This is a genomic window from Bradyrhizobium sp. (genome assembly GCF_050014615.1).
In the GTDB taxonomy this organism is placed as follows: domain Bacteria; phylum Pseudomonadota; class Alphaproteobacteria; order Rhizobiales; family Xanthobacteraceae; genus Bradyrhizobium.
Window position 1 is genome coordinate 1 of the sequence record NZ_JBEKCZ010000042.1, and the last position, 21062, is coordinate 21062.

A 21062-nucleotide genomic window follows, 5' to 3' on the forward strand; every position below is an offset into this window, starting at 1 on the left:
TACAATCAAGTCTTCGAGTTGCCGTTGCAGACCAGTCTGGCCTATGGCTGGATCACCTCGGGTGTTGGGGTCGTCGCCTCGATCGTCTGCGCCCTGTTGATTGACAAGGCTGGCCGCAAGCCCTGGTACGCGACCGCCTTCCTGGTCGCTGTCGTGCCGCTGCTGACGCTGTCGTGGCTCGGCGCAACCTCGGCGGTCGAGGTGCTGATCCTCGCGACCGCCGCTTACGCTACTCTGCAGACCATCGCGTTCTCGCTGTTTCTCTACTCGGTCGAACTATACCCGACACGTTTACGCGCGGTCGGAACCGGCTTCGGCAGCGCGTGGCTCAGGGCGGGATCGTCGATCGGTCCGATTCTGGTCGGCTCGATCGCGGCCGACCTCGGTATCCGCTACGTCTTTGCTGCATTCGCAGCAGTCGCGTTGGTTGGTGGGCTGGTGACTCTGTTGTTCGCGGTCGAGACCAAGGGCCGGGTTCTTGAGGAACTGTCGCCGTGAGGTAGCCAAAGGTCGTGATGTGGCGGCGACAGCATCGCCCGACTGCCTGACGGGCAAATCACCGGCCAATCACCGATCGGCCTGTCCAGTCCTTCCTGCAAAAATATTCTTGTTTTTGCCTGACCCAAATCACTTTTAAATTCGCAGCCGTCCCGTCCCGACAGAGGGGCGTTTCGCGATCGTCACGAACGCGGGGCGGGATGCGGTGGACGCGGATGGAGCTTCTGACGAGGGCGCCTGAAGCGGACGGCGAAGTCGTGTGGTCCTGACGCCCCGACGCTGGCGTCAAGTTTACGAATTCAATTCGCAGGCGATGGTGACAACCAAGCCCGGTCACCAAGGAGAGCGCGAAGGAAACCGTTAAAACCATTGCGTGCGGGAATGCCGGGTGAATCCGGTGGCTCGCTGTGAATACTCGTGTGCATACTCACTACCAATATGCGCACACGAGGCTGCGGGTGCATCGGGCATCCGGCATTCCCCACGCCCTCCAAAGGGCGCAGGATTCTTGCAACAACTCGGGCGCATCGTGCCGCGAGGTCGCGGAGACGTGTGTCTCCGCATCGTCGTCCCGGCGAACGCCGGGACCCATAACCACAGGGCTTTGTGTTGCGCGAAAGTCGTCGAACAGCGTCCCTCAACGATAGGCCGCGGCGTATGGGTCCCCGCGCCCCGTGCGCAATTGCGCACTAGGCGGGGACGACGTGAGAGAGAATACTGTTATTGCAATGACGGCGAGGGCTTTGGATTATTCCTCGGAGCCCCAGACTCCGCATTGCCCCACATTGCTCCGAAATTGCACGCAAACAGCTACTGACATTCGCCGATGCCGAGGCTATATCAACCCCGCCCGGCACGTCCGGGCTTTTGGCGTTCGGATGGGAATCGGAAAATGACGGGATCGACACGATCGAGCGGCGGCCTCGACGACCGCCGCAAGCGGCTTTTGTTTCGCTGCTGGCATCGTGGCACCCGCGAGATGGATCTGATTCTCGGCCGGTTCGCCGACACCGAAATTGCTGATTTGACCGACGATGAGCTAAGTCAGCTCGAGCATCTGATTGAGGTGCCCGATCCCGATCTCTACGCCGCGCTGACCGGCAACGTGCCCTTGGCGCCGGAATATGCCAGCAAAGTTTTCGACCGGATCAAATCATTCCGGCCAGCGGATCACGATTCATGAAGGCGCCGACCCAATCGCCCGCGCAATTGCTCGTCCCCGGCCGCGCGCTGACCTTTGCCAATGTCGCCGAAGGCGCCGAAGGCCTTGTCGTCTCGGACCTGGCGCGCGCGGTGGCGGCGCGGCCGAAGCCGCCGGCGGTCAGTCTCGCGGTGGTGTGCCGTGACGGTCCGCGCATGCAGCAACTGGCGCGGGCGCTGGAATTCTTTGCGCCGGACCTGCCGGTGCTTTTGTTTCCGGCATGGGACTGCCAGCCCTATGACCGGGTATCGCCGCATGGCGGCATCCTGGCGCAGCGGCTCACCACGCTGGCGCGGCTCTCGCGGCTCAAGGGCAGCGACAAGCCGCTGATCGTCCTGACCACGGTCAACGCCATCGTGCAGCGGGTGCCGGCGCGCGAAATCGTCGCGGCGCAGGCGCTGTCGGTCGCGCCCGGCCATGTCGTGCCGATGGATTCGATCGTCTCATGGCTGGAGCACAATGGCTACAGCCGCTCCTCCACCGTGCGCGAGCCCGGCGAATACGCGGTGCGCGGCGGCATCCTCGATCTGTTTCCGGCCGGACTCGAGCAGCCCGTGCGGTTCGATTTTTTCGGCGATTCACTGGAATCGATCCGCACCTTTGACGCGGAAACCCAGCGCACGCTGCTCGACATGCGCGCGCTCGATCTGGTGCCGATCTCGGAATTTCAACTGGTGACCGAGACCATCCGCCGTTTCCGGATGGGCTATGTCGCCGCGTTCGGCGCGCCCGATCGCGACGATCTCCTGTATGAAGCCGTCAGCGAAGGCCGCCGCCATCCCGGCATGGAGCACTGGTTGCCGCTGTTTGCCGAGCGGATGGATACGCTGTTCGACTATCTCGGCGATGCCCCGGTCGCGATCGAGCCGCAGGGCGAAGACGCCGCGCGCGAACGCTTCAAGCAGATATCGGATTATTACGATGCCCGGCGCGAGGCGATGGAGCATCCCGGCGGCGGCGCGATCTACAAGCCGCTGCCGCCGGACCGGCTCTATCTGACCGACGACGAGTGGACCCGGCGCCTCGATCAGTCAGCACTGGCGCGGCTGACGCCATTTGCTGTGCCCGAGGGCAGCGCCGGGATGATCGACGCCGGGGCGCGGGCCGGGCGCAACTTCACGCCGGAGCGCGCCGACAGTTCCGTCAACGTATTCGAAGCCGTCGTCGCCCATGTCGGCGCCTTGCAGGCCCAGCGCAAGAAAGTGGTGATCGCGCTGTGGAGCGAGGGCTCGCGCGACCGCATGGGCAGCATGTTGAAAGACCACAAGCTGCTCAACGTCACCAGCGTCAACTCCTGGCGCACGGTGCAGGCCACGCCACGCAACGAGGCGATGCTGGCCGTGGTCGGCATGGAATCCGGCTTCGAGACCGAGAACGTCGCGGTCATCAGCGAACAGGATATTCTCGGCGACCGGCTGGTGCGGCCGCGCAAGGCCAGTCGCAAGCTCGACAATTTCATCTCGGAAGTCACGTCGCTGGCGAGCGGCGATCTCGTGGTTCATGTCGAGCACGGCATCGGGCGCTTCGTCGGCCTGCAGACGCTTGAGGTCGCCGGCGCGCCGCATGACTGCCTGGAGCTGCATTATGCCGCCGAGACCAAGCTGTTCCTGCCGGTCGAGAACATCGAACTGTTGTCGCGCTACGGTTCCGACCACGCCAATGTCGAGCTGGATCGATTGGGCGGCGGCGGCTGGCAGGCGCGGAAAGCCAAACTCAAGAACCGCATCCGCGAGATCGCGGGCGAGCTGATCAAGATCGCGGCCGAGCGGCATCTGCATGAAGCGCCGAAAATGCCGGTGCAGCCGCATGTCTATGACGAGTTCTGCGCGCGCTTCCCTTACGAGGAAACCGAGGACCAGCTCGGCGCCATCAATGCCACCCTGAAAGACCTCGAAAGCGGCCGGCCGATGGACCGGCTGATCTGCGGCGACGTCGGGTTTGGCAAGACCGAGGTGGCGCTGCGCGCGACCTTCGCGGTGGCGCTCGATGGCAAGCAGGTCGCCGTCGTGGTGCCGACCACACTATTGGCGCGGCAACATAGCAGGAACTTCGCCGAGCGATTCCGGGGCTTTCCGGTCAATGTGGCGCAGGCTTCGCGCCTGATCGCGCCGAAGGAACTGGCGCAGGTCAAGAAAGGCCTCACCGACGGCTCCGTCGATATCGTGATCGGCACCCATGCGCTGCTCGGCAAATCGATCAAGTTCAGGGATCTCGGTCTGTTGATCGTCGACGAAGAGCAGCATTTTGGCGTGTCGCATAAAGAACGCCTCAAACAATTGCGCGCCGAGGTGCATGTGCTGACGCTGAGTGCCACGCCAATTCCGCGCACGCTGCAACTGGCGCTGACGGGGGTGCGCGATCTGTCGATCATCGCCTCGCCGCCGGTCGACCGGCTGGCGGTCCGTACCTTCGTGGCACCGCACGACCCCCTGATGATCCGCGAAGCGCTTTTGCGCGAGCGCTACCGCGGCGGCCAGGCTTTCTACGTGGTGCCACGCATCGAGGACCTCGCGGGCGTCAAGGACTTTTTGGAGAAGAACGTGCCGGAGATGAAGGTCGCGGTCGCGCATGGGCAGATGCCGCCGACTGTGATCGAGGACATCATGTCGGCGTTCTACGACGGCAAATACGATATCCTGCTCTCGACCACGATCATCGAGTCCGGCCTCGATATTCCCACCGCCAACACCCTGATCGTGCACCGCGCCGACATGTTCGGGCTGGCGCAGCTCTATCAATTGCGCGGACGGGTGGGGCGCTCGAAGCTGCGCGCCTATGCGCTGTTCACGCTGCCGGCGCAGCAGAAGATCACGGCCCAGGCCGAGCGCCGGCTGAAAGTATTGCAATCGCTGGAAACCCTCGGCGCGGGATTCCAGCTCGCCTCGCACGATCTCGATATTCGTGGCGCCGGCAATCTGCTTGGCGAGGAACAATCCGGCCATATCAAGGAGGTCGGCTTCGAGCTGTACCAGTCGATGCTGGAAGAGGCGATCCTCAACCTCAAGGCCGGCGTGGTCGAGCCGGTGGCGGATCGCTGGTCGCCGCAAATCACCGTCGGCATGCCGGTGCTGATCCCGGAGGAGTATGTCGCCGATCTTTCGGTGCGGCTATCGCTCTACCGGCGGCTCGCCGATCTCGATACCGACGACGAGATCGACAATTTCGCCGCCGAACTGCGCGATCGCTTCGGCGTCTTGCCCGATGAAGTGCGCTATCTCTTCAAGATCGCCGCCATCAAGGGCTATTGCCGTAGAGCCAATGTCGAGAAGGTCGATGCCGGGCCGAAGGGCGCGGTGATCACCTTCCGCGACAACAAGTTCGCGCAGCCGGACCGGCTGGTCTATTTCATCCGTCAGCATGGCCAGGCGGCGAAGGTGCGGCCGGACATGAAGGTGGTGTTCCTGCAGGAATGGGAGACGCCGGAAGAGCGGCTGATGGGCACGACCGAAATCCTGCGCCAGCTCGCCAACCTCGCCGAGAACAAGAAGGCGGCGTAGTTACATGTAGGGTGGGCAAAGGCGCGTTTGCGCCGTGCCCACCAATTCATTCGTTGAATATTTGGTGGGCACGCTTTCGCTTTGCCCACCCTACTATCTAGGACGCCGCGCGGTGAGCTTCTTGGTCGAGCCGCGCCAGCAGCGATTGCGCCGTATCCGATGGCAGCATGGTCGCGAGCGTGACGGATGGTTCCGACCGGGTGTCGCGCTTGCCATGAGAGGTATGCCGCATCACGCTTGAAAGCCGCCGCGCGATCATGTGGGCGGTGCGCAGATCGGTCTCGGTGAACACCACGATGACGGACCCGTCCGGCTGGACCGCGCCGAAATCCATCTGCCGCATCAGGCGGCTGAGAATCCGCGCGCCGTCGAGTTGCGCGCGTGGATGGGCCGGATCGAACGCAAAGCGCGCCACCGACAACCCGCCGCCGCGCGAGAGGGTGTGATAGACGGCGGTGGCGAAATCGCGGTTGAACGCCGCCGGCGTGAGCAGGCCGGTTTGCGGATCGAGCAGCCCGCCGGCGTCGATCGACCGCAAGGTGCGGCTCAGATGTATCTCCAGGGCGCGCTGACGGATCAGCGGCACGGCGTTGGCGGCCACGCGCGCAGGCTCGCCGGCGATGATTTCGAGGTTGGCAAGATCATACGTCGGCGCCAGTTCGTTCGACGTCAGTATGACCGGCAGATTGCGGAAGCGCGGATCCTCGGCCAGCACCGTCAGGAAGGCATCCACCACCCGTACGCTGAAGCCTTCGCCGAGCACGATGCCGTCGATATCGCGGGTGTTGAGGTGTTTGGCCGCGGCTTCGATGCTGAGCGCGCCGACCACCCCCATCCGCTCGCCGAGCGCGACGGAAAGCGCGGGATAGGCCGCGCCGCGGCCGATCAGCAACACCGTGGCGTCACGCACGAGATCAATCTCGGCCAAGGGTCGGGCGGCCGGTTCGTCGTCAAGCCGGCGCATCACGGTGGCATGCAACGTCCTGACCCGCAGCGCCGCGCGCAGCCGCGCCGTCAGGCGATCGGGATTGCCGCCGGCTTGGACGAACGGAATGGCATTTTCGGGCAACAACGTCGTGGGATCGATCGCGATCAACGGCAGGTAGGGTTGCCGTGCCGCGATTTGTTTCGCCAGAGCGCCGAAGCCAGGCTCAGCGGTCTCGGACATCGCGGCAAAGACCGCGGCCGGCTGCAGTTGCGCGACCGCGCGCGAAGCGTCGGCCCAGGTCGCATCGATGACCGGAAACATCTTGGCTTCGTCGAGCGATGCCGCGAATGACGGCCGCCGGGTGGTCGATACGACGAGGATCGGGCCTTGCTGGGACATTTGAAACTCGGATCACCGCGATCGATCGGAAGCGCGATCCTAATTTGCCAGCCTTAATGCCGCGTCAACGAAACCATGTGATTTCGATCAGACTGGATTTGCCCGATCGCGAAAGGCTTCCACCATCAGCGGGTTAAGCCCGAGTTCGCTCAGCGCTTCGCGGCCGCGGGCATTGTCCTTCGCGCGCCCGGCAAGGCGGTAACCGCTCAACCGGTCGGGCAATGCGGTCAATAGCGCGCCCTGTCCAAGCCGTTTGGCCCATTCCTGCAGATCATGTGACAGGAACCGGTAGCCGCCGACGGCCACAATGCCCGAGGGCGGCGCGGTAATGCAGATCGCGCCGGTCGAGCGGTCGATCCGCGCCGCATAATCGGTGTCGACGTAATCGCGGTGCGGCGTAGCGATCAGGGAATCGCTCGCTGGCGGAGGAGGGGCGTAAGCCGCCACCGCAACCATCGGTCCCTTCAGTGCCAGCGTTCCCCTTGGCGTCAGCAGGGTCTCGCCGGCGATCGAGGTGCCCGGGATGTCGCGCGGCGCGCCGTGCGGTCCGGGCATGATGGGAGCGGCCGCTCCATCCGCCGCACGGCAGGCGCCGAACAATCCGGCTTCGCCGAACAGATAGATGTCCGTCAGTCTCACGGTTTCCGCGGTCCACAGCGCGCTCGATGCCACCTGTTCCGGCGTGCGCCAGAGACCGATGACATTGCGCAGCGTCGGCAGGCGCGAGGGCAAGTCGATCTCAGCCAGCCGCAACGCCATCGGCGCCGGTGCGATCAGCGTATCGCAGCAATCCTCGTTGATCTGCTGTTCGAGCACGTCGCCGTCGAACGGATGATGCAACGCCAGCGTTCCGCCTGACAGCAGCCAGACCAGAAGCGACGAGGTCAGGCCCGCAAAGGACGACGGCGTGAAGGCCGACATCACGGTTGCACCCTGGGACACACGGCTTTCCAGGAAAACCGCGAGACCGCCGGCGATCAGGTTGAGATGCGTGCGCGGTACCGCGCGGAAACCGTCGGCCGTCACGTCGAACGTGATAATAGCCGCGCGGCGGCCGTCCTGTGTGACCGCGCGCGAGGTGGTCGATTCGCTGGAAAGCGCGAGATCGAGCGAGGCCATGCCTTCCGGCAGGTCCGTGCCGAAGCCGCAGACATGGCGGATCGAAAATGCTTCGGCCGCGGCGTTCATGGCGAGATCGGCATGGTTGGCACCGTCGACCTTGCTCATGGTCACGACCGCTCGCGCCCCGGTGCGGTTGAGCGCCACCGTGAGTTCCGCCTGCCGCCACAGCTGCGGAAGCAGGGCGACGATCAACCCGGCGCGATGCGCTGCGAGCACCGTCAGCATGAATTCGACCGTGTTCGGCAGCTGGATCGCGATCACGGAATTGACCGGCAAGCCCGCTTCGATGAAATGCGCCGCCAGCGCCGATATGGCCCGATCGGCCTGGGCGAAGGTCAGGCGTTTTGGCGCCTGGCCGGTGATGCGTGGTTTGTTGAGCGGGTCGAGCAGCGCCAGCGCATCCGGCTGCCGCGCCAGGATCCGGCGAAACAGTCCGTCGAGTGTCGGCGATACGCTGGTCTGGATCACGGCATCACTTGGCTGGAGGGAAGTTGGGTTGCGGGAACTTGGGTTAAGGGGAGTTGGGTTATGAGCACTCGGGTCAAGGAACCGGCCTTTGCCACCAGGTTTCCGGGAGATACCCGGTCAAGGCGGTGGCCTGCGGTCGTTCTATCCGATTCCAGCGGGCGATCCATTGCTCCTGAACGTTAAAAAGCGGGATAGCATAGAAGCCCGACATCAGGGTCCGGTCCAGCGCGCGCACCGCCGACACAAACCCCGGATGTTCGCGCGCCGCCAGCATGGCCGCGATCATGGCGTCGATAGCAGGGTCTTTGGCGCCCATATAGTTTCGCGTGCCGTGATTATCCGCAGCCTCGCTGCCCCAGTAGAAATACTGTTCGTTGCCCGGCGAAAGCGATTGATCCCAGCGGTTCTGGATCATGTCGAAATCAAAGCCGAGACGGCGTTGATCGAATTGAACGGCGTCGACCGCGCGCACCGAGGCCTCGATACCCGCGCGTTTCAGATCGCGCGTGAATGCCAGCGCGATTCGCTCCTGATCGCGGGTGGTCACCAGAATTTCGAAGCTGAGGGGCTTTTTGGTCGCGCGCTGCCGCAACACGGTGCCATCAAGATCGTAACCGGCCTCGGACAACAGATTCAGCGCGACGCGCAGCGCGGCGCGATCGCGGCCCGAGCCGTCGCCGACGGGAAGGCGGTAGCTGCCGTCGAGAATGTCCGATGGTATATGCGATGCAAAGGGCTGCAGCAGCTCGCGCTCGCGCTGGTCGGGCGGGCGGCCATACGCCGACAGTTCGGAGCCGGCAAAAAAGCTGGCCGAGCGCGCATAGAGCCCGAAAAAGTAATTGCGGTTGATCCACTCGAAATCGAACAGCAGCGTCAACGCCTGACGCACACGGATGTCGGAAAACACCGGATGCCGTGTGTTGAACACCAGGGATTCGGAAGGCTGCGGCGTCCCGGTCTTGATGGTGTCGCGGATCACCTCGCCATTGCGGGCGGCCGGAAAATCATATCCGTCGTGCCAGCGTAGCGGCTCGGTCTCGACGCGGAAGTCATAGAGGCCGCGCTTGAAGGCTTCGAACTGGCCGTTGGCCTCGCGATAGAAGTCGAGCCGGATCTCATCGAAATTCCACAGGCCGCGGTTGACCGGCAGATCGCGGCCCCAATAGTCGGGATTGCGCGTCAGCGTTACGCTGGCGCCCGGTTTCACGGCCCCGACGCGGTAGGGACCGGAACCGATCGGCGCCGTCATCGAGGTTTCCTCGAACGTCGCGACATCGACGGCGTGGCGGGCCAGTATCGGCATCAGGCCGAGGATCAGCGGCAGTTCGCGGTCTTGGACGCCGCCGAAATCGAACCGGACCGTGAGCGGGTCGGGCGCTTCGGCCTTTGCGACTTTGGAATAATACTGGCGATGGTTGGGGCGGCCCTTGTCGCGCAACAGGGCCCATGAAAACAGCACGTCGTCCGATGTGACCGGCTGCCCGTCGGAAAAACGCGCTTTGGGATCGAGGTGGAAGGTGACGTAGCTCCGGGCAGCGTCGGTCTCCACGGTCTTTGCCAACAAACCATAGAGCGTGAAAGCCTCGTCATTGCCCCGCGCCATCAGACTTTCGACTACGGATCCCCTGATTTGCTGCACCGCGAGACCCCTGACGATGAGGGGGTTGAGACTGTCGAAGGTGCCGAGAATGCCCTGCACCAGCCGACCACCCTTCGGGGCATCGGGATTGGCGTAGGGCATGTGGGTGAAATCCGCCGGCAACGCGGGCGCACCATGCATAGCGATGGCGTAGCTCTGCTCCGCCCATACCTTGTTGGTGGTGGTCGCGAGGGAGAGGCCGAAAGCGAGGATAGCGCAGAGAAAAGCGCGACCACGTGTGCGGCTGGGAGCCCGCAACACGGTGCGTTGATTTGATTCGGATTGGCTCACTGACGCATTTTACCACAGCCCGCCGGACCCGACCGCGATGGGTGCCAATGATGCCTGTCGCCATTGATCTTTTCGTCTGCGTCTGTATGAAGGCGTCCAATTGACCAAGGCGGCAGGGCCTGTCACGCATCTGCCTCAATTGGCCAGGAGACAGCCGCCCAAACGGCTAGGTGTCGGTGCCCGCAGCGGTTTCGGGCGCTCCCGTTCAGAAAGGGTTTTCCGCAATGAATTTCCGTATCTTGGCCGCGCCGGTCCGGCCGCGTGGGCGGGTTCTCGCCCTGCTTGCGGCGACGACACTGACTGCCGCGTTGCTTGCTCCCGGCGCTTGGGCCCAGACTCCGGCGCCTGCGCCCGGTGCACCCACGGCCGCGCCGAAGGCCAAGGCTGCCGCCCCGAAGGCTGCGCCGAAAGGCGCCCCCGCGGCACCTGCACCGGCCGCTCAGGCTGCGCCGCCGCCTGCGGCCCCCGCCGCCGGCGCCCCGCCCGCGGACCAACAGGTTCAGCTGATCTACGCGCCCTGGACCAAATTCTGCCTGAAGGGCCAGGATGCCAATGCCAAGCAGGTTTGCTTTACCGGCAAGGATGGTCGCATCGAGTCCGGCCAGCCGGTGATCGCGGCCGTCGTGATCGAGCCCGAAGGCGAGCCCAAGAAAATCCTGCGTGTCACCCTTCCGCTTGGCATGCAGCTGGTCCACGGCACCCGAGTGATCATCGACAGCAATCCGCCGGCGCAAAGCCCCTATGTGATCTGCTTCGCCAACGGCTGCATGTCCGACTATGAAGTGACCCCGGAAATGCTGGCAAACCTGAAGAAGGGGCAGAACCTGGTGGTCCAGGCGATCAACTCCAACGGCGCGCCGCTCACGCTGCCGCTGCCGCTGGCCGAATTCGCCAAAGCCTATGACGGCCCCCCGACCGACCCGAAGGTGTTCGAGGAAACCCAGAAGAAGCTGCAGGAAGAACTGCAGAAGCGCGCTGAAGAGGCCCGCAAGAAGCTCGAGGCCAACCCGCCCGCAGGCGCGCCGGCGGCGGCGAAATAAGGCCGAAAGTTCTTTTTGACCGGCAAAAAGGCGCTCGAATGGAGCGCCTTTTTTATTGAACACGTTTGGTTGATTGAGCCAGGCTGTTCTGAAACCGGCCCTGTTCTAATTCAGCGACGGATTGCGCGGGCGATAGCCTCCCGACTTGTCCTTCACGAAAATCTCGGCGACTTGCGAGTGCCGGATCGGCTCACCTGAATCGTCGGGCAACAGGTTCTGCTCGGAGACGTAGGCGACGTATTCGGATTCCGAATTCTCGGCGAGCAGATGATAGAACGGCTGATCCTTGTGCGGCCGCACCTCTTCGGGGATCGACAACCACCATTCCTCGGTATTGTTGAATTCCGGATCGATGTCGAAAATCACGCCCCGGAACGAAAATATCCGGTGACGGACGATCTGCCCGATCTGAAATTTGGCGGTCCGCGCTTTTATCATATCTCGTCGAATAGACCATCATTGTGGCCGATGCTAGAGGCAAACGGTCGAATTAACCTTTGCTGTGGCTGGTCCGTCCCATTGCCGATCGGGGCCGTCAACGATGAAAAGAACGTCCCCCAATGGTCGCCGTCCTCAACCTCGCGTTACCGTATTTCGGCCTGATCTTCATCGGCTACGCCTGTGGCAAGGCCAAGGGCCTTCCGGAGCAGGGTCTGGCCTGGATGAACTTCTTCCTGCTCTATGTCTCGCTGCCGGCGTTGATGTTCGTGATCACGTCAAAGACGCCGTTTGAGGAACTCAACAACCCGCCATTCCTGATCGCAACCACCCTCGGCACGATCAGTGCCTTCGCCCTCGCCATGGTTGCGGGCCGGCTGGTCGGGCGGCTCTCGTTCCGCGAAGCGACGCTGGCCGGCCTTTCCGGCGGCTACGGCAATATCGGCTATATGGGACCCGGCCTGGCGCTGGCGGTGCTCGGTTCCAAGGCCTCCGCGCCGACCGCGTTGATCTTCTGCTGCGACAGTATTTTTCTGTTTTCGATCGTGCCGCTGTTGATCGCGCTGACCGACGGCGAAGGCCGGCATTGGCTGCACACGTTGGGCCTCGTGGTCCGTCAGATCGTCCTGAACCCGCTGATCATGTCGGCCTGCGCCGGCGCGTTCGCCGCGGCGCTGCACCTCCATCCGCCGGTCGCGATCGACAATACGCTGTTGTTCCTGCAAAACGCCGCCGCGCCGACGGCGCTGTTTGTGCTCGGCGTGACGGTTGCGCTGCGCCCATTGGGCCGCGTGCCCTGGGAAGTACCGGCGGTTATCGCGGTAAAGCTCCTGATCCATCCACTGGTCGTGTTCGGGCTGATGTTGCTGCTGGGGCCGTTCCCGCAGCCATGGGCGGCCACGGCCGTATTGATGGCGTCGCTGCCGCCGGCGCTGAATGTGTTTGTGATCGCAAGGCAGAACGACAGCTGGATCGAGCCCGCGTCCGTCGCCGTGATGATCGGAACTTTCGCCTCCGTCATCACGCTGACGAGCGTGATGTGGTTCATTCAGACGGGGAGGCTGGCGTTTCCGTAAAACCGGCATCGACCCTTGGCGACCGCCACGATGGCGCCAATCCCTCGCGCATGGCCAAGCGGCGAAGTGGCCCGAACGAGCCGATCAGATGCAGCCCGGCCGCGCGCAGCGATTGCATCGGCAGGAACGCGCTCAGCAATGAACGATTGGCGATATCGATGACGAATGTCCGGCTGGCGACGTCGGCGCGCCGCGCTGAAGCGTAGCGCTTCAACATCTGTGGTGCGCCCGGATCTTGACCCGATGCCATCGCGTCGCGCACGACCTCGGCGATATCGGCGGCATCGCGCAGTCCCATATTGAGGCCTTGCGCGCCGATCGGCGGCACCACATGGGCGGCCTCGCCGACCAAAGCGATGCGACGCTGTGCAGCCTGTCTGGGCTGTTCGATCGCAAGCGGAAACAAATGCCGTCCCGGCTCGACAGCGATCCGGCCGAGAATGGAATGCGATTGTGCTTCCGCGGCTTCCGCCAGTTCGCCATCGCTCAATGCGATCAGGCGTTCGGCCTCTTTGGGCGCCGCAACCCACACCACGCTGGAGCGATCACCGGGCAGCGGCACGAATACGCAAGGACCCTGCGGCGTATGAAATTCCGTGGAGACATTTCGATGCGGCCGGGAATGGCTGATGTTGAAGGTCAGCGCGGCCTGATCGAGTTCACGGCGTTTGACGTCGATGCCGGCGGCCTCGCGGCAACGCGATTGCCGTCCGTCTGCGCCAATCACAAGGCGCGCGGACAGCGCTTTTCCCTGGCCTGTAACGATTGCGACAATATCGTCTTGCGGGGTGATCGCGGCCGCCTCGTCGTCGAACCGCGTCAGACCGGGAAGCTCCGCGGCGCGTTGTTCCAGCGCGGCCAGCAGCAGGCGGTTCTCGATATTGTAGCCGAACATTTCGAGACCGATTTCATCGCAGGAAAACCTGACTTCGGGGGCGCGGATCAGGCGGCCGGTATCGTCGACCAGACGCATCACCTTAAGCTCGGCCGCCTTGTCCTTGACACCTTGCCAGACTTCCAGCGCCTGCAGGAAATCGACGGAACCACCCAACAACGCCGTCGTGCGGTTGTCGGCGTAGGGCGTATGGCGGGCAATCAGCGCCGTGGTCGCGCCGGTCTGCGCCAGCGCGATCGCGCACGCCAGTCCCGCGGGTCCGCCGCCGATGACGACAACGTCATAGGTATCGGAGCCGGATGGTACGGATGCATCGTTCATGTCAGGGACAATTGACGTTCCCGGCGGCATTTTCAAGTCCGCATCACCTTGTCATATTCGGATCGAATTACGCGGCGGAACGCCGCAACCGCGGATGTACAAATCGAGGCGATTCCTGATAGCACTGCTGGCGATATGGGCCAGGCCAACCAGCAGGATTCTTCGTTAGCATCGCCGTTGATGCGGGCCGCTGCATTTTCCGTGCATATCTTCACCGCATTGGGAGCCGGCGTCGCCCTGATCGCGCTGCTCGAAGCGGTGCGCGAGCACTGGGCCGCGATGTTTTGGTGGCTCGGAATAGCACTGGTGATCGATGGGGTCGACGGTCCGATCGCGCGGCGGCTGGATGTCGTACGTGTCCAGCCGAACTGGTCGGGCGAAGTGCTCGATCTCGTGGTCGATTTCGTCACTTACGTCTTTGTGCCGGCCTATGCCATCACCGCGAGCGGCCTGCTGCTGCCGCTGGCGGCGCCGCTGTTGGGGGCGGGCATTGCCGTGTCAGGTGCGCTCTATTTCTCGGATCGCCGCATGAAGGCCGCTGACAATCACTTCCGCGGCTTTCCCGGATTGTGGAATATCGCGGCATTCTATCTGTTCCTGCTGCATTGGCCGCCGGCGCTATCGAGCCTCGGCGTGGCCGTTCTGATCGTGCTGACCTTTGCTCCTTTCTATGTGGTTCACCCGGTACGCGTGGTGCGGCTGCGCTGGCTGACATTGTTGTTGATCGGCGTCTGGGCGGTGCTTGCGGTGGTCGCGCTGGCCAATGACTTCCATGTCAGCATTGCCGTGACAGCAGGGCTTTGCGTGATCGCCGCCTACATTGTGGGAAGCGATGCGGCGATCCGGCTGGTGCGATCGCTCAACACATGATGGGGTTGCTCACCAGTCCGGAGGCATGGGCGGCGCTGTTGACCCTGACCGCGCTGGAAGTCGTTCTCGGCATCGACAACATCATTTTTCTATCGGTCATCGTTTCGGGTATCCCGCAGGCGCAGGCGAAGCGGGCGCGGCAAATCGGATTGGCGCTGGCGCTGGTGTTTCGAATTCTGCTGCTCAGCCTCTTGGTGTGGCTGATCGGCATGACGCAAGCCGTCTTCACCGTCAAAGGCATCGCATTCTCGTGGCGTGACATCATCTTGATCGGTGGCGGGCTGTTCCTGATCGCCAAGGCGACCCACGAAATTCACACCGAGGTGGAAGCGCGCGGCGAAGAACGCGATGATGCGCCGCGCGCCGGCGCGTTCTTCTGGATTATCGTCCAGATCATCGTCATCGACATGGTGTTCTCGCTGGATTCCATCATCACCGCGATCGGCATGGTGCAGGATCTCGCCATCATGATTGCGGCCGTCATCATCGCCTGTCTCATCATGTATGCGGCCTCGGGTCCGGTCGCGCGATTCGTGGCGGAACATCCGACCACCAAGATGCTGGCGCTGGCGTTCCTGGTGCTGATCGGCGTGGCGCTGGTCGCCGACGGATTCAAGTTTCATATTCCGCGTGGCTACATCTACTTTGCCATTGCGTTTTCGGCAGCGGTCGAACTCTTCAATGTTCTCGCCAGACGTAACCGCAAAAAGGCCGTTAACTAATTGATCCCTTGTTGATCCCTTATCGATCTCTTATCGATCCCTTGGGTTCGCTCCGGCCACATTGAGTTGACAATGCGGGCCCGATGGCTTTCGCTCCATCGCAAGAGAATGCCGAGGGAGAATCTGCTATGACCAAGGCCGTGCGCGTGCACAAGGTAGGGGGCCCCGAAGCCCTGGTTTATGAGGCCATTGACGTGCCCGCGCCGGGACCCGGCGAGGTGCGCATCCTGCAGCATGCCGTCGGACTGAACTTCATCGACGTCTACTATCGCACCGGCCTCTACAAGGCGCCGGGACTGCCGTTCATCGCCGGCAATGAAGCCGCCGGTGAGGTTCTCGCGGTCGGGCCCGGGGTGACGAACTTCCATCCCGGCGACCGCGTCGCCTATTATTTCAATCTCGGCGGCTACGCCTCCGAGCGCAACATCCCCTGGGAAAAACTGGTCAAGCTGCCCGACCACATCACCTATGAACAGGGCGCCGTCCTGATGCTGAAGGGGCTGACGGTCTGGTACCTCCTGCACAAGACATTCAAGGTTGAGCCGCACCATCGGGTGCTGATTCACGCCGCCGCCGGTGGCATCGGCCTGCTGGCGTGTCAGTGGGCCAGGGCGATGGGAGCGCACGTCATCGGCACTGTCGGCTCCAAGGCCAAGGCCGACCTCGCGCTCGCCAATGGCTGCGATCACGTCATTCTCTATAACGACGAGGATTTCGTGGCGCGCGTCAAACAAATCAGCCGCAATGAACTCTGCGATGTCGTGTATGACGGTGTCGGCAAGACCACGTTTCCGGGCTCGCTGTCCTGCCTCAAGCCGCGTGGCCTGTTCGTCAGTTTCGGCAACGCGTCGGGTCCGGTGCCGCCGTTCTCGATCGCCGAGCTCAACAATCATGGCTCGCTGTTCGCGACCCGTCCGAAACTCAACGATTACGTCGGCAAGCGCTCCGAACTGCTGGAGGGCGCCGACACGTTATTTGCCGCCGTCATCAACGGCAAACTGCACGTGCCGATCAACCACGCCTATGCGCTCAAGGATGCCGCCAAGGCCCATATCGATCTGGAAAGCCGGGCCACCACCGGCGCGTCGATCTTGAAGCCGTAATTATACTCTCTCCACAGGTCGTCCCCGCGCACGCGGGGACCCATACGCCGTGTCATCGCGTTTTGGCGGTACGTTAGCCAACCGCTTTCTTTAACAACAGGCACCTGTGGTTATGGGTCCCGGCGTTCGCCGGGACGACGTAGAGACGGCCTGCTCAAAATCCCGCGACGCTGCCGTGCAGATCGTACTGGTCAGCGCGTTCGATTTTCGCGGTGACGATCTCGCCGACGCGCAGCGGACGACGGCTGGAGAGATAGACCGCGCCGTCGATGTCAGGTGCATCGGCTTTGGAGCGGCCCTTTGACACGGTCGGCCCGACCTCATCGATGATGACCTGTTGGCGGGTGCCCACCTTGCGCTTCAGCCGGCGCGCGGAAATGGCCTGCTGGCGCGCCATCAGCGCATTCCAGCGCTCCTGCTTGATCGCCTCGGGCACGGCGTTGCCGAGTGCGTTCGACGGAGCGCCCGCGACCGGCTCATATTTGAAACAGCCGACGCGATCGATCTCGGCTTCCTCAAGCCAGTCCAGCAGATAGGCGAAATCGGAATCGGTCTCGCCGGGAAAGCCGACGATGAAGGTGGAACGCAAGGTCAGATCGGGGCATTCCTCACGCCAGGTCTTGATCCGCGCCAGGGTTTTGTCCTGCGCGGCCGGGCGCTTCATCGCTTTCAGGATTTCCGGGCTTGCATGCTGGAAGGGAATATCGAGATAGGGCAGCACCTTGCCTTGCGTCATCAGGCCGATGACTTCATCGACATGCGGGTAGGGGTAGACATATTGCAGCCGCACCCAGGCACCGAACTCGCCAAGCTCACGCGCCAGATCGACAAATTTCGCCCGGACCTCGCGATCCTTCCACGGGCTCGCAGCATATTTCAAATCGACACCATAGGCCGAGGTGTCCTGCGAAATGACCAGCAATTCCTTGACGCCGGCGCTGACCAGCTTCTCCGCCTCGCGCAGCACGTCATTGGCCGGACGCGACACCAGATCGCCACGCAGCTTCGGGATGATGCAGAAGCTGCAGCGGTTGTTGCAGCCTTCGGATATCTTCAGATACGCATAGTGCCGCGGCGTCAGTTTGATGCCCTGCGGCGGCACCAGATCGAGGTGGGGATTGTGAACCGGCGGCAGCGCGCGATGCACCGCGTCGAGCACGCTTTCATATTGCTGCGGACCTGATATCGACAGCACGCCGGGATAGGCGGCCTCGATCTGCTCGGGTTCCGCGCCCATGCAACCGGTCACGATGACCTTGCCATTCTCGGCCATGGCCTCGCCAATGGCGCCGAGCGATTCCTGCTTGGCGCTGTCGAGGAACCCGCAGGTGTTCACGATGACGAGGTCGGCGCCATCATGCTTGCGCGCCAGTTCATAGCCTTCCGCCCGCAATCGCGTAATGATGCGCTCGGAATCCACCAGCGCCTTGGGACATCCCAATGAAACAAAGCTGACTTTGGGCGCGGCGGCCTGTTGCATATTCGATCTGCCTGATTGAAAGGCACGGACTAGTCCCAATTGCTCATAATTACAAGGCTTTGAGCCCACACACGGCATGCTATGAATGGATTTGCCGGAATGCGAGTGATCGATGGGCGCCGAGTCGTCTCCCAAGATAGTTATTGTCGACGAAAGCCCGATCCGTGCCGCGATCCTCGAGGAGGGGCTGCGGGAGGCGGGTTTTACCAGCGTCGCGCATATCAACGAAATGCAGAGCTTGCTGGCCCGGATCTATGCGCTCGATCCCGATGTCATCGTGATCGATCTGGAAAACCCCAGCCGCGACGTTCTGGAGCAGATGTTCCAGGTCAGCCGCGCGGTGCGGCGGCCGATCGCGATGTTCGTCGATCAAAGCGACGCGGCGTCGATCCAGGCTTCCGTCGATGCCGGCGTTTCCGCCTACATCGTCGACGGATTGAAGAAGGAGCGCCTCAAACCGATTCTCGATCTCTGCATTTCGCGTTTCAACGCATTCGCGAAGCTGCAGGATGAGCTCGATCGCGCCAAATCCGCGCTTGAGGATCGCAAGGTGATCGAGCGCGCCAAGGGAATTCTGATGAAGCTGAAGGGGCTGACCGAGGACGAGGCCTATGTGCTGTTGCGATCGACCGCGATGCGCGAGAAAAAGAAGATCGGCGAGATCGCACAGTCGATCCTGACGGCGTCGGAGTTGCTGAAATGACCATACCGCTGCACATCGGCTTCATCCCGCTGGTCGACGCGGCGGCCCTGATCGTCGCCGTCGACAAGGGGTTTACCGCGGCGGAAGGGCTCGACGTCACCCTGGTGCGGGAAGTGTCGTGGTCGAATGTTCGCGACAAGCTCAATATCGGCCTGTTCGATGCCGCGCACCTGCTGGCGCCGGTCGCCATCGCTTCCAGCCTTGGGATCGGGCATGTCAGGGTAGCGATCACAGCTCCCTTCAATCTCGGTCTCAACGGCAATGCGATCACGGTATCGCCAGCCCTGCATGCCGCGATGATGGCGGAAATCGATGGTGACCCGTTCGATCCGATGGCCACTGCGCTGGCGCTATCGCGGGTGGTCGCGACGCGGCGCAAAAACGGAGCCGAACCGCTGACCTTCGGCATGACATTCCCGTTTTCCACCCACAATTATCAATTGCGGTTCTGGATGGCGGCCGGCGGCGTCGACCCCGATGAAGATCTTCGTCTCGTGGTGCTGCCGCCGCCCTACATGGTGGACAGCATCGCCAGCGGCCAGATCGACGGATTTTGTGTCGGCGCGCCCTGGAATTCCATCGCGGTCGATCGCGGCGTTGGCCATATCCTGCATTTCGTCTCGGATATTCTGGTCCGCGCGGCAGAGAAGGTGCTCGCCATCAGGCAGAGCTGGTCCGAGAAGAATCCGGACGTCGTTGCGGCACTGGTGCGGGCTGCATTTCGCGCCGCCGAATTCATCGAGCAGCCGGAAAATCGTTCCGAGGTGGCGCGCCTTCTGGCGCGACCGGAACGCATCGGCGTCGATGCCGATGTGATCCAGCGAACGCTGGACGGCCGGCTGAAAATCTCCCCTGACGGAACCATCCGCGAAAGCAACCGCTATCTGCTGGTGGGGAGGGAAGGCGCGGCGCGGCCAGATCCGGTGCAGGCCGCCTGGCTCTATGCCCAGATGGTGCGCTGGGGGCAGGCCGCAATCAGCCCGGAGGCTCTGGCCGTCGCCAGGGCCGTGTTCAGGCCGGACCTTTACGATGCCGCACTGGGAATACACGGGGAGGCGGACCGCGGCGCCCCCGGTTCAGTTGGAGCATTCGCCGGGCCGACTTTCGATCCCTCCGATGTCGCGGGCTATCTGGCCTCGTTTAAGGTGTTCCGCAGGGTTCCCTGAGCGGCGGCCATCGTCTGACTAGATACTAGGCAAACTGATTCGTGGCTCAATCTTTGAGCTCATATGCCTTTTGAAGGGGCATCGCAGTCGAATTTATGCTGCGATGCACAACATTCAATCTATTGATAATAAACGACTATTATAAATTGCTGCACTGGCACACTAATTGAATAGGTGGATATAAGCCAGCCGCCGTAGTTGCCCGCTGGCCGTTATCCAAGATGGATTTCCGCAGCAACGAGGCTGATCGGATCGCTCCGAAATTTCCGATACGGCGCTGCCCTTCGAACCGAATTTCCGAGCGATCGAACGCCCTTTCCTCGTTGTGGCCATGCTTGCGCGTGGCACCTGGAGCTTCGACATGGATTACGTAAAACCCGCCGAAATTGTCACTGCAATGATCGACGTCAGTTTGAAAAAACTAGCGCTTGCCCCGCGTGACCTGCTGATCCGGGGCGCGCTGTCCGGTGCCCTGCTGGGGGCCGCCACCAGCCTGGCGTTTTCCGGGGCCGTCACCACCGGGCAGCCACTGGTCGGCGCGATCATCTTCCCCGTCAGTCTCATCATCATCGTGCTGCTCGGACTTGAACTCGTGACCGGAAGTTTCGGGTTGCTGCCGCTCGCCCGCCTCGAAGGCAAGGCCAGCTGGAACGCCGTCGTCGCCAACTGGTCATGGGTCTATCTCGGAAACCTGCTCGGCAGCATCGCCTACGGCGCGCTGCTCGCAATTACCCTGACCAATATGGGCACGATCGAGCCGTCGGGCGTCGCCGCGCGCATCGTCAGTACTGCCGAAGCCAAGACCATCGCCAACGAGGCGATCGGGCTGGCCGGAATGGTCAGCGTTTTCGTGAAGGCCATTCTTTGCAACTGGCTGGTTTGCCTGGGCGTCGTCATGGCCATGACGACCAGTTCGACGATCGGAAAGATCGTCGCCACCTGGATGCCGATCTTCATGTTCTTTGCGCTCGGCTTCGAGCACGCGGTCGTCAACATGTTCATTATTCCGACCGGCATGATGCTCGGCGCCAAGGTCAGCGTCTACCAGTGGTGGGTGTGGAATCAAATTCCGGTCACGCTCGGCAATCTCGTCGGAGGCTTCGTGTTCACCGGCCTCGCGCTCTATTCGACCTTCAATCCGGCGAGCCCTGCGATATCGGTGTCACCGGCGCTGGCTCCCCAGGTTCCCGCAGAATAACGGCAGC

Annotated in this window: 17 protein-coding genes; 11 read left to right on the forward strand and 6 right to left on the reverse strand. The window is 62.7% G+C overall.

Features of this window, described 5'->3' with window-relative positions; all coding sequences use genetic code 11:
• From ABR948_RS09445 to mfd, 3 genes are all read left to right on the forward strand, one after another.
• Positions 1-498: MFS transporter (locus ABR948_RS09445; protein ID WP_428116305.1), on the forward strand; the 498-nt coding region annotated here is incomplete at its 5' end.
• A gap of 892 nt (positions 499-1390) precedes the next feature.
• Entirely contained in the window at positions 1391-1681 is a 291-nt protein-coding gene (locus tag ABR948_RS09450; RefSeq protein WP_428116307.1) for an FAD assembly factor SdhE, read from the forward strand.
• Positions 1678-5196, forward strand: a complete 3519-nt coding sequence (mfd, locus tag ABR948_RS09455) for a transcription-repair coupling factor (protein ID WP_428116310.1) — start codon at positions 1678-1680, stop codon at positions 5194-5196. Before ABR948_RS09450 ends, mfd begins: the two co-directional genes overlap by 4 nt.
• A 97-nt stretch (positions 5197-5293) precedes the next feature.
• Here mfd and ABR948_RS09460 read toward each other — a convergent pair whose 3' ends face one another.
• From ABR948_RS09460 to ABR948_RS09470, 3 genes are all read right to left on the reverse strand, one after another.
• Complete coding sequence (locus ABR948_RS09460; RefSeq protein WP_428116312.1) at positions 5294-6523, reverse strand: GGDEF domain-containing protein; 1230 nt, start codon at positions 6521-6523, stop codon at positions 5294-5296.
• A gap of 87 nt (positions 6524-6610) precedes the next feature.
• Positions 6611-8113: an AMP-binding protein gene (locus ABR948_RS09465; RefSeq protein ID WP_428116315.1), complete on the reverse strand. Its 1503-nt coding sequence runs from the start codon at positions 8111-8113 to the stop codon at positions 6611-6613.
• Between the two features lie 73 nt (positions 8114-8186).
• Positions 8187-9965 carry an extracellular solute-binding protein gene (locus ABR948_RS09470; RefSeq protein ID WP_428116374.1) on the reverse strand — a complete coding sequence of 593 codons (1779 nt, stop codon included), beginning with the start codon at positions 9963-9965 and terminating at the stop codon, positions 8187-8189.
• A 302-nt stretch (positions 9966-10267) separates the two neighbouring features.
• Between ABR948_RS09470 and ABR948_RS09475 the strand changes: the two genes are divergently transcribed.
• Complete coding sequence (locus tag ABR948_RS09475) at positions 10268-11083, forward strand: invasion associated locus B family protein (RefSeq protein WP_428116317.1); 816 nt, start codon at positions 10268-10270, stop codon at positions 11081-11083.
• A 105-nt stretch (positions 11084-11188) separates the two neighbouring features.
• On the opposite strand, the gene hspQ is transcribed toward ABR948_RS09475, so the two are convergent.
• Positions 11189-11521: a heat shock protein HspQ gene (gene hspQ / locus ABR948_RS09480; RefSeq protein WP_324400064.1), complete on the reverse strand. Its 333-nt coding sequence runs from the start codon at positions 11519-11521 to the stop codon at positions 11189-11191.
• Positions 11522-11643: 122 nt separating this feature from the next.
• Here hspQ and ABR948_RS09485 point away from each other — a divergent pair, with 122 nt between their 5' ends.
• Positions 11644-12597, forward strand: coding sequence for an AEC family transporter (locus tag ABR948_RS09485; protein ID WP_428116320.1), 954 nt, complete (start codon positions 11644-11646; stop codon positions 12595-12597).
• Here the strand turns inward: ABR948_RS09485 and ABR948_RS09490 are convergent.
• Positions 12566-13813, reverse strand: coding sequence for a UbiH/UbiF family hydroxylase (locus ABR948_RS09490; RefSeq protein ID WP_428116322.1), 1248 nt, complete (start codon positions 13811-13813; stop codon positions 12566-12568). The two genes, ABR948_RS09485 and ABR948_RS09490, sit on opposite strands and share 32 nt — an antisense overlap.
• Before the next feature lie 135 nt (positions 13814-13948).
• Between ABR948_RS09490 and pcsA the strand changes: the two genes are divergently transcribed.
• From pcsA to ABR948_RS09505, 3 genes are all read left to right on the forward strand, one after another.
• Complete coding sequence (gene pcsA, locus ABR948_RS09495; RefSeq protein ID WP_428116325.1) at positions 13949-14683, forward strand: phosphatidylcholine synthase; 735 nt, start codon at positions 13949-13951, stop codon at positions 14681-14683.
• Positions 14680-15405: a TerC family protein gene (locus ABR948_RS09500; protein WP_428116328.1), complete on the forward strand. Its 726-nt coding sequence runs from the start codon at positions 14680-14682 to the stop codon at positions 15403-15405. Before pcsA ends, ABR948_RS09500 begins: the two co-directional genes overlap by 4 nt.
• 128 nt (positions 15406-15533) lie before the next feature.
• Entirely contained in the window at positions 15534-16508 is a 975-nt protein-coding gene (locus ABR948_RS09505) for a quinone oxidoreductase family protein (RefSeq protein WP_428116331.1), read from the forward strand.
• 154 nt (positions 16509-16662) lie between these two features.
• On the opposite strand, the gene rimO is transcribed toward ABR948_RS09505, so the two are convergent.
• Positions 16663-17988 (reverse strand): 30S ribosomal protein S12 methylthiotransferase RimO, encoded by a 1326-nt coding sequence (gene rimO, locus ABR948_RS09510; protein WP_428116334.1) that lies wholly within the window; start codon positions 17986-17988, stop codon positions 16663-16665.
• A gap of 112 nt (positions 17989-18100) precedes the next feature.
• Here rimO and ABR948_RS09515 point away from each other — a divergent pair, with 112 nt between their 5' ends.
• The 3 genes from ABR948_RS09515 (at position 18101) to ABR948_RS09525 (ending at position 21055) form a co-directional block, all read left to right on the forward strand.
• Positions 18101-18691 carry an ANTAR domain-containing response regulator gene (locus tag ABR948_RS09515; protein WP_428116338.1) on the forward strand — a complete coding sequence of 197 codons (591 nt, stop codon included), beginning with the start codon at positions 18101-18103 and terminating at the stop codon, positions 18689-18691.
• Positions 18688-19857: a CmpA/NrtA family ABC transporter substrate-binding protein gene (locus ABR948_RS09520; RefSeq protein WP_428116341.1), complete on the forward strand. Its 1170-nt coding sequence runs from the start codon at positions 18688-18690 to the stop codon at positions 19855-19857. Before ABR948_RS09515 ends, ABR948_RS09520 begins: the two co-directional genes overlap by 4 nt.
• A gap of 361 nt (positions 19858-20218) precedes the next feature.
• Positions 20219-21055 carry a formate/nitrite transporter family protein gene (locus tag ABR948_RS09525; protein ID WP_428116344.1) on the forward strand — a complete coding sequence of 279 codons (837 nt, stop codon included), beginning with the start codon at positions 20219-20221 and terminating at the stop codon, positions 21053-21055.
• Positions 21056-21062: the final 7 nt, after the last annotated feature.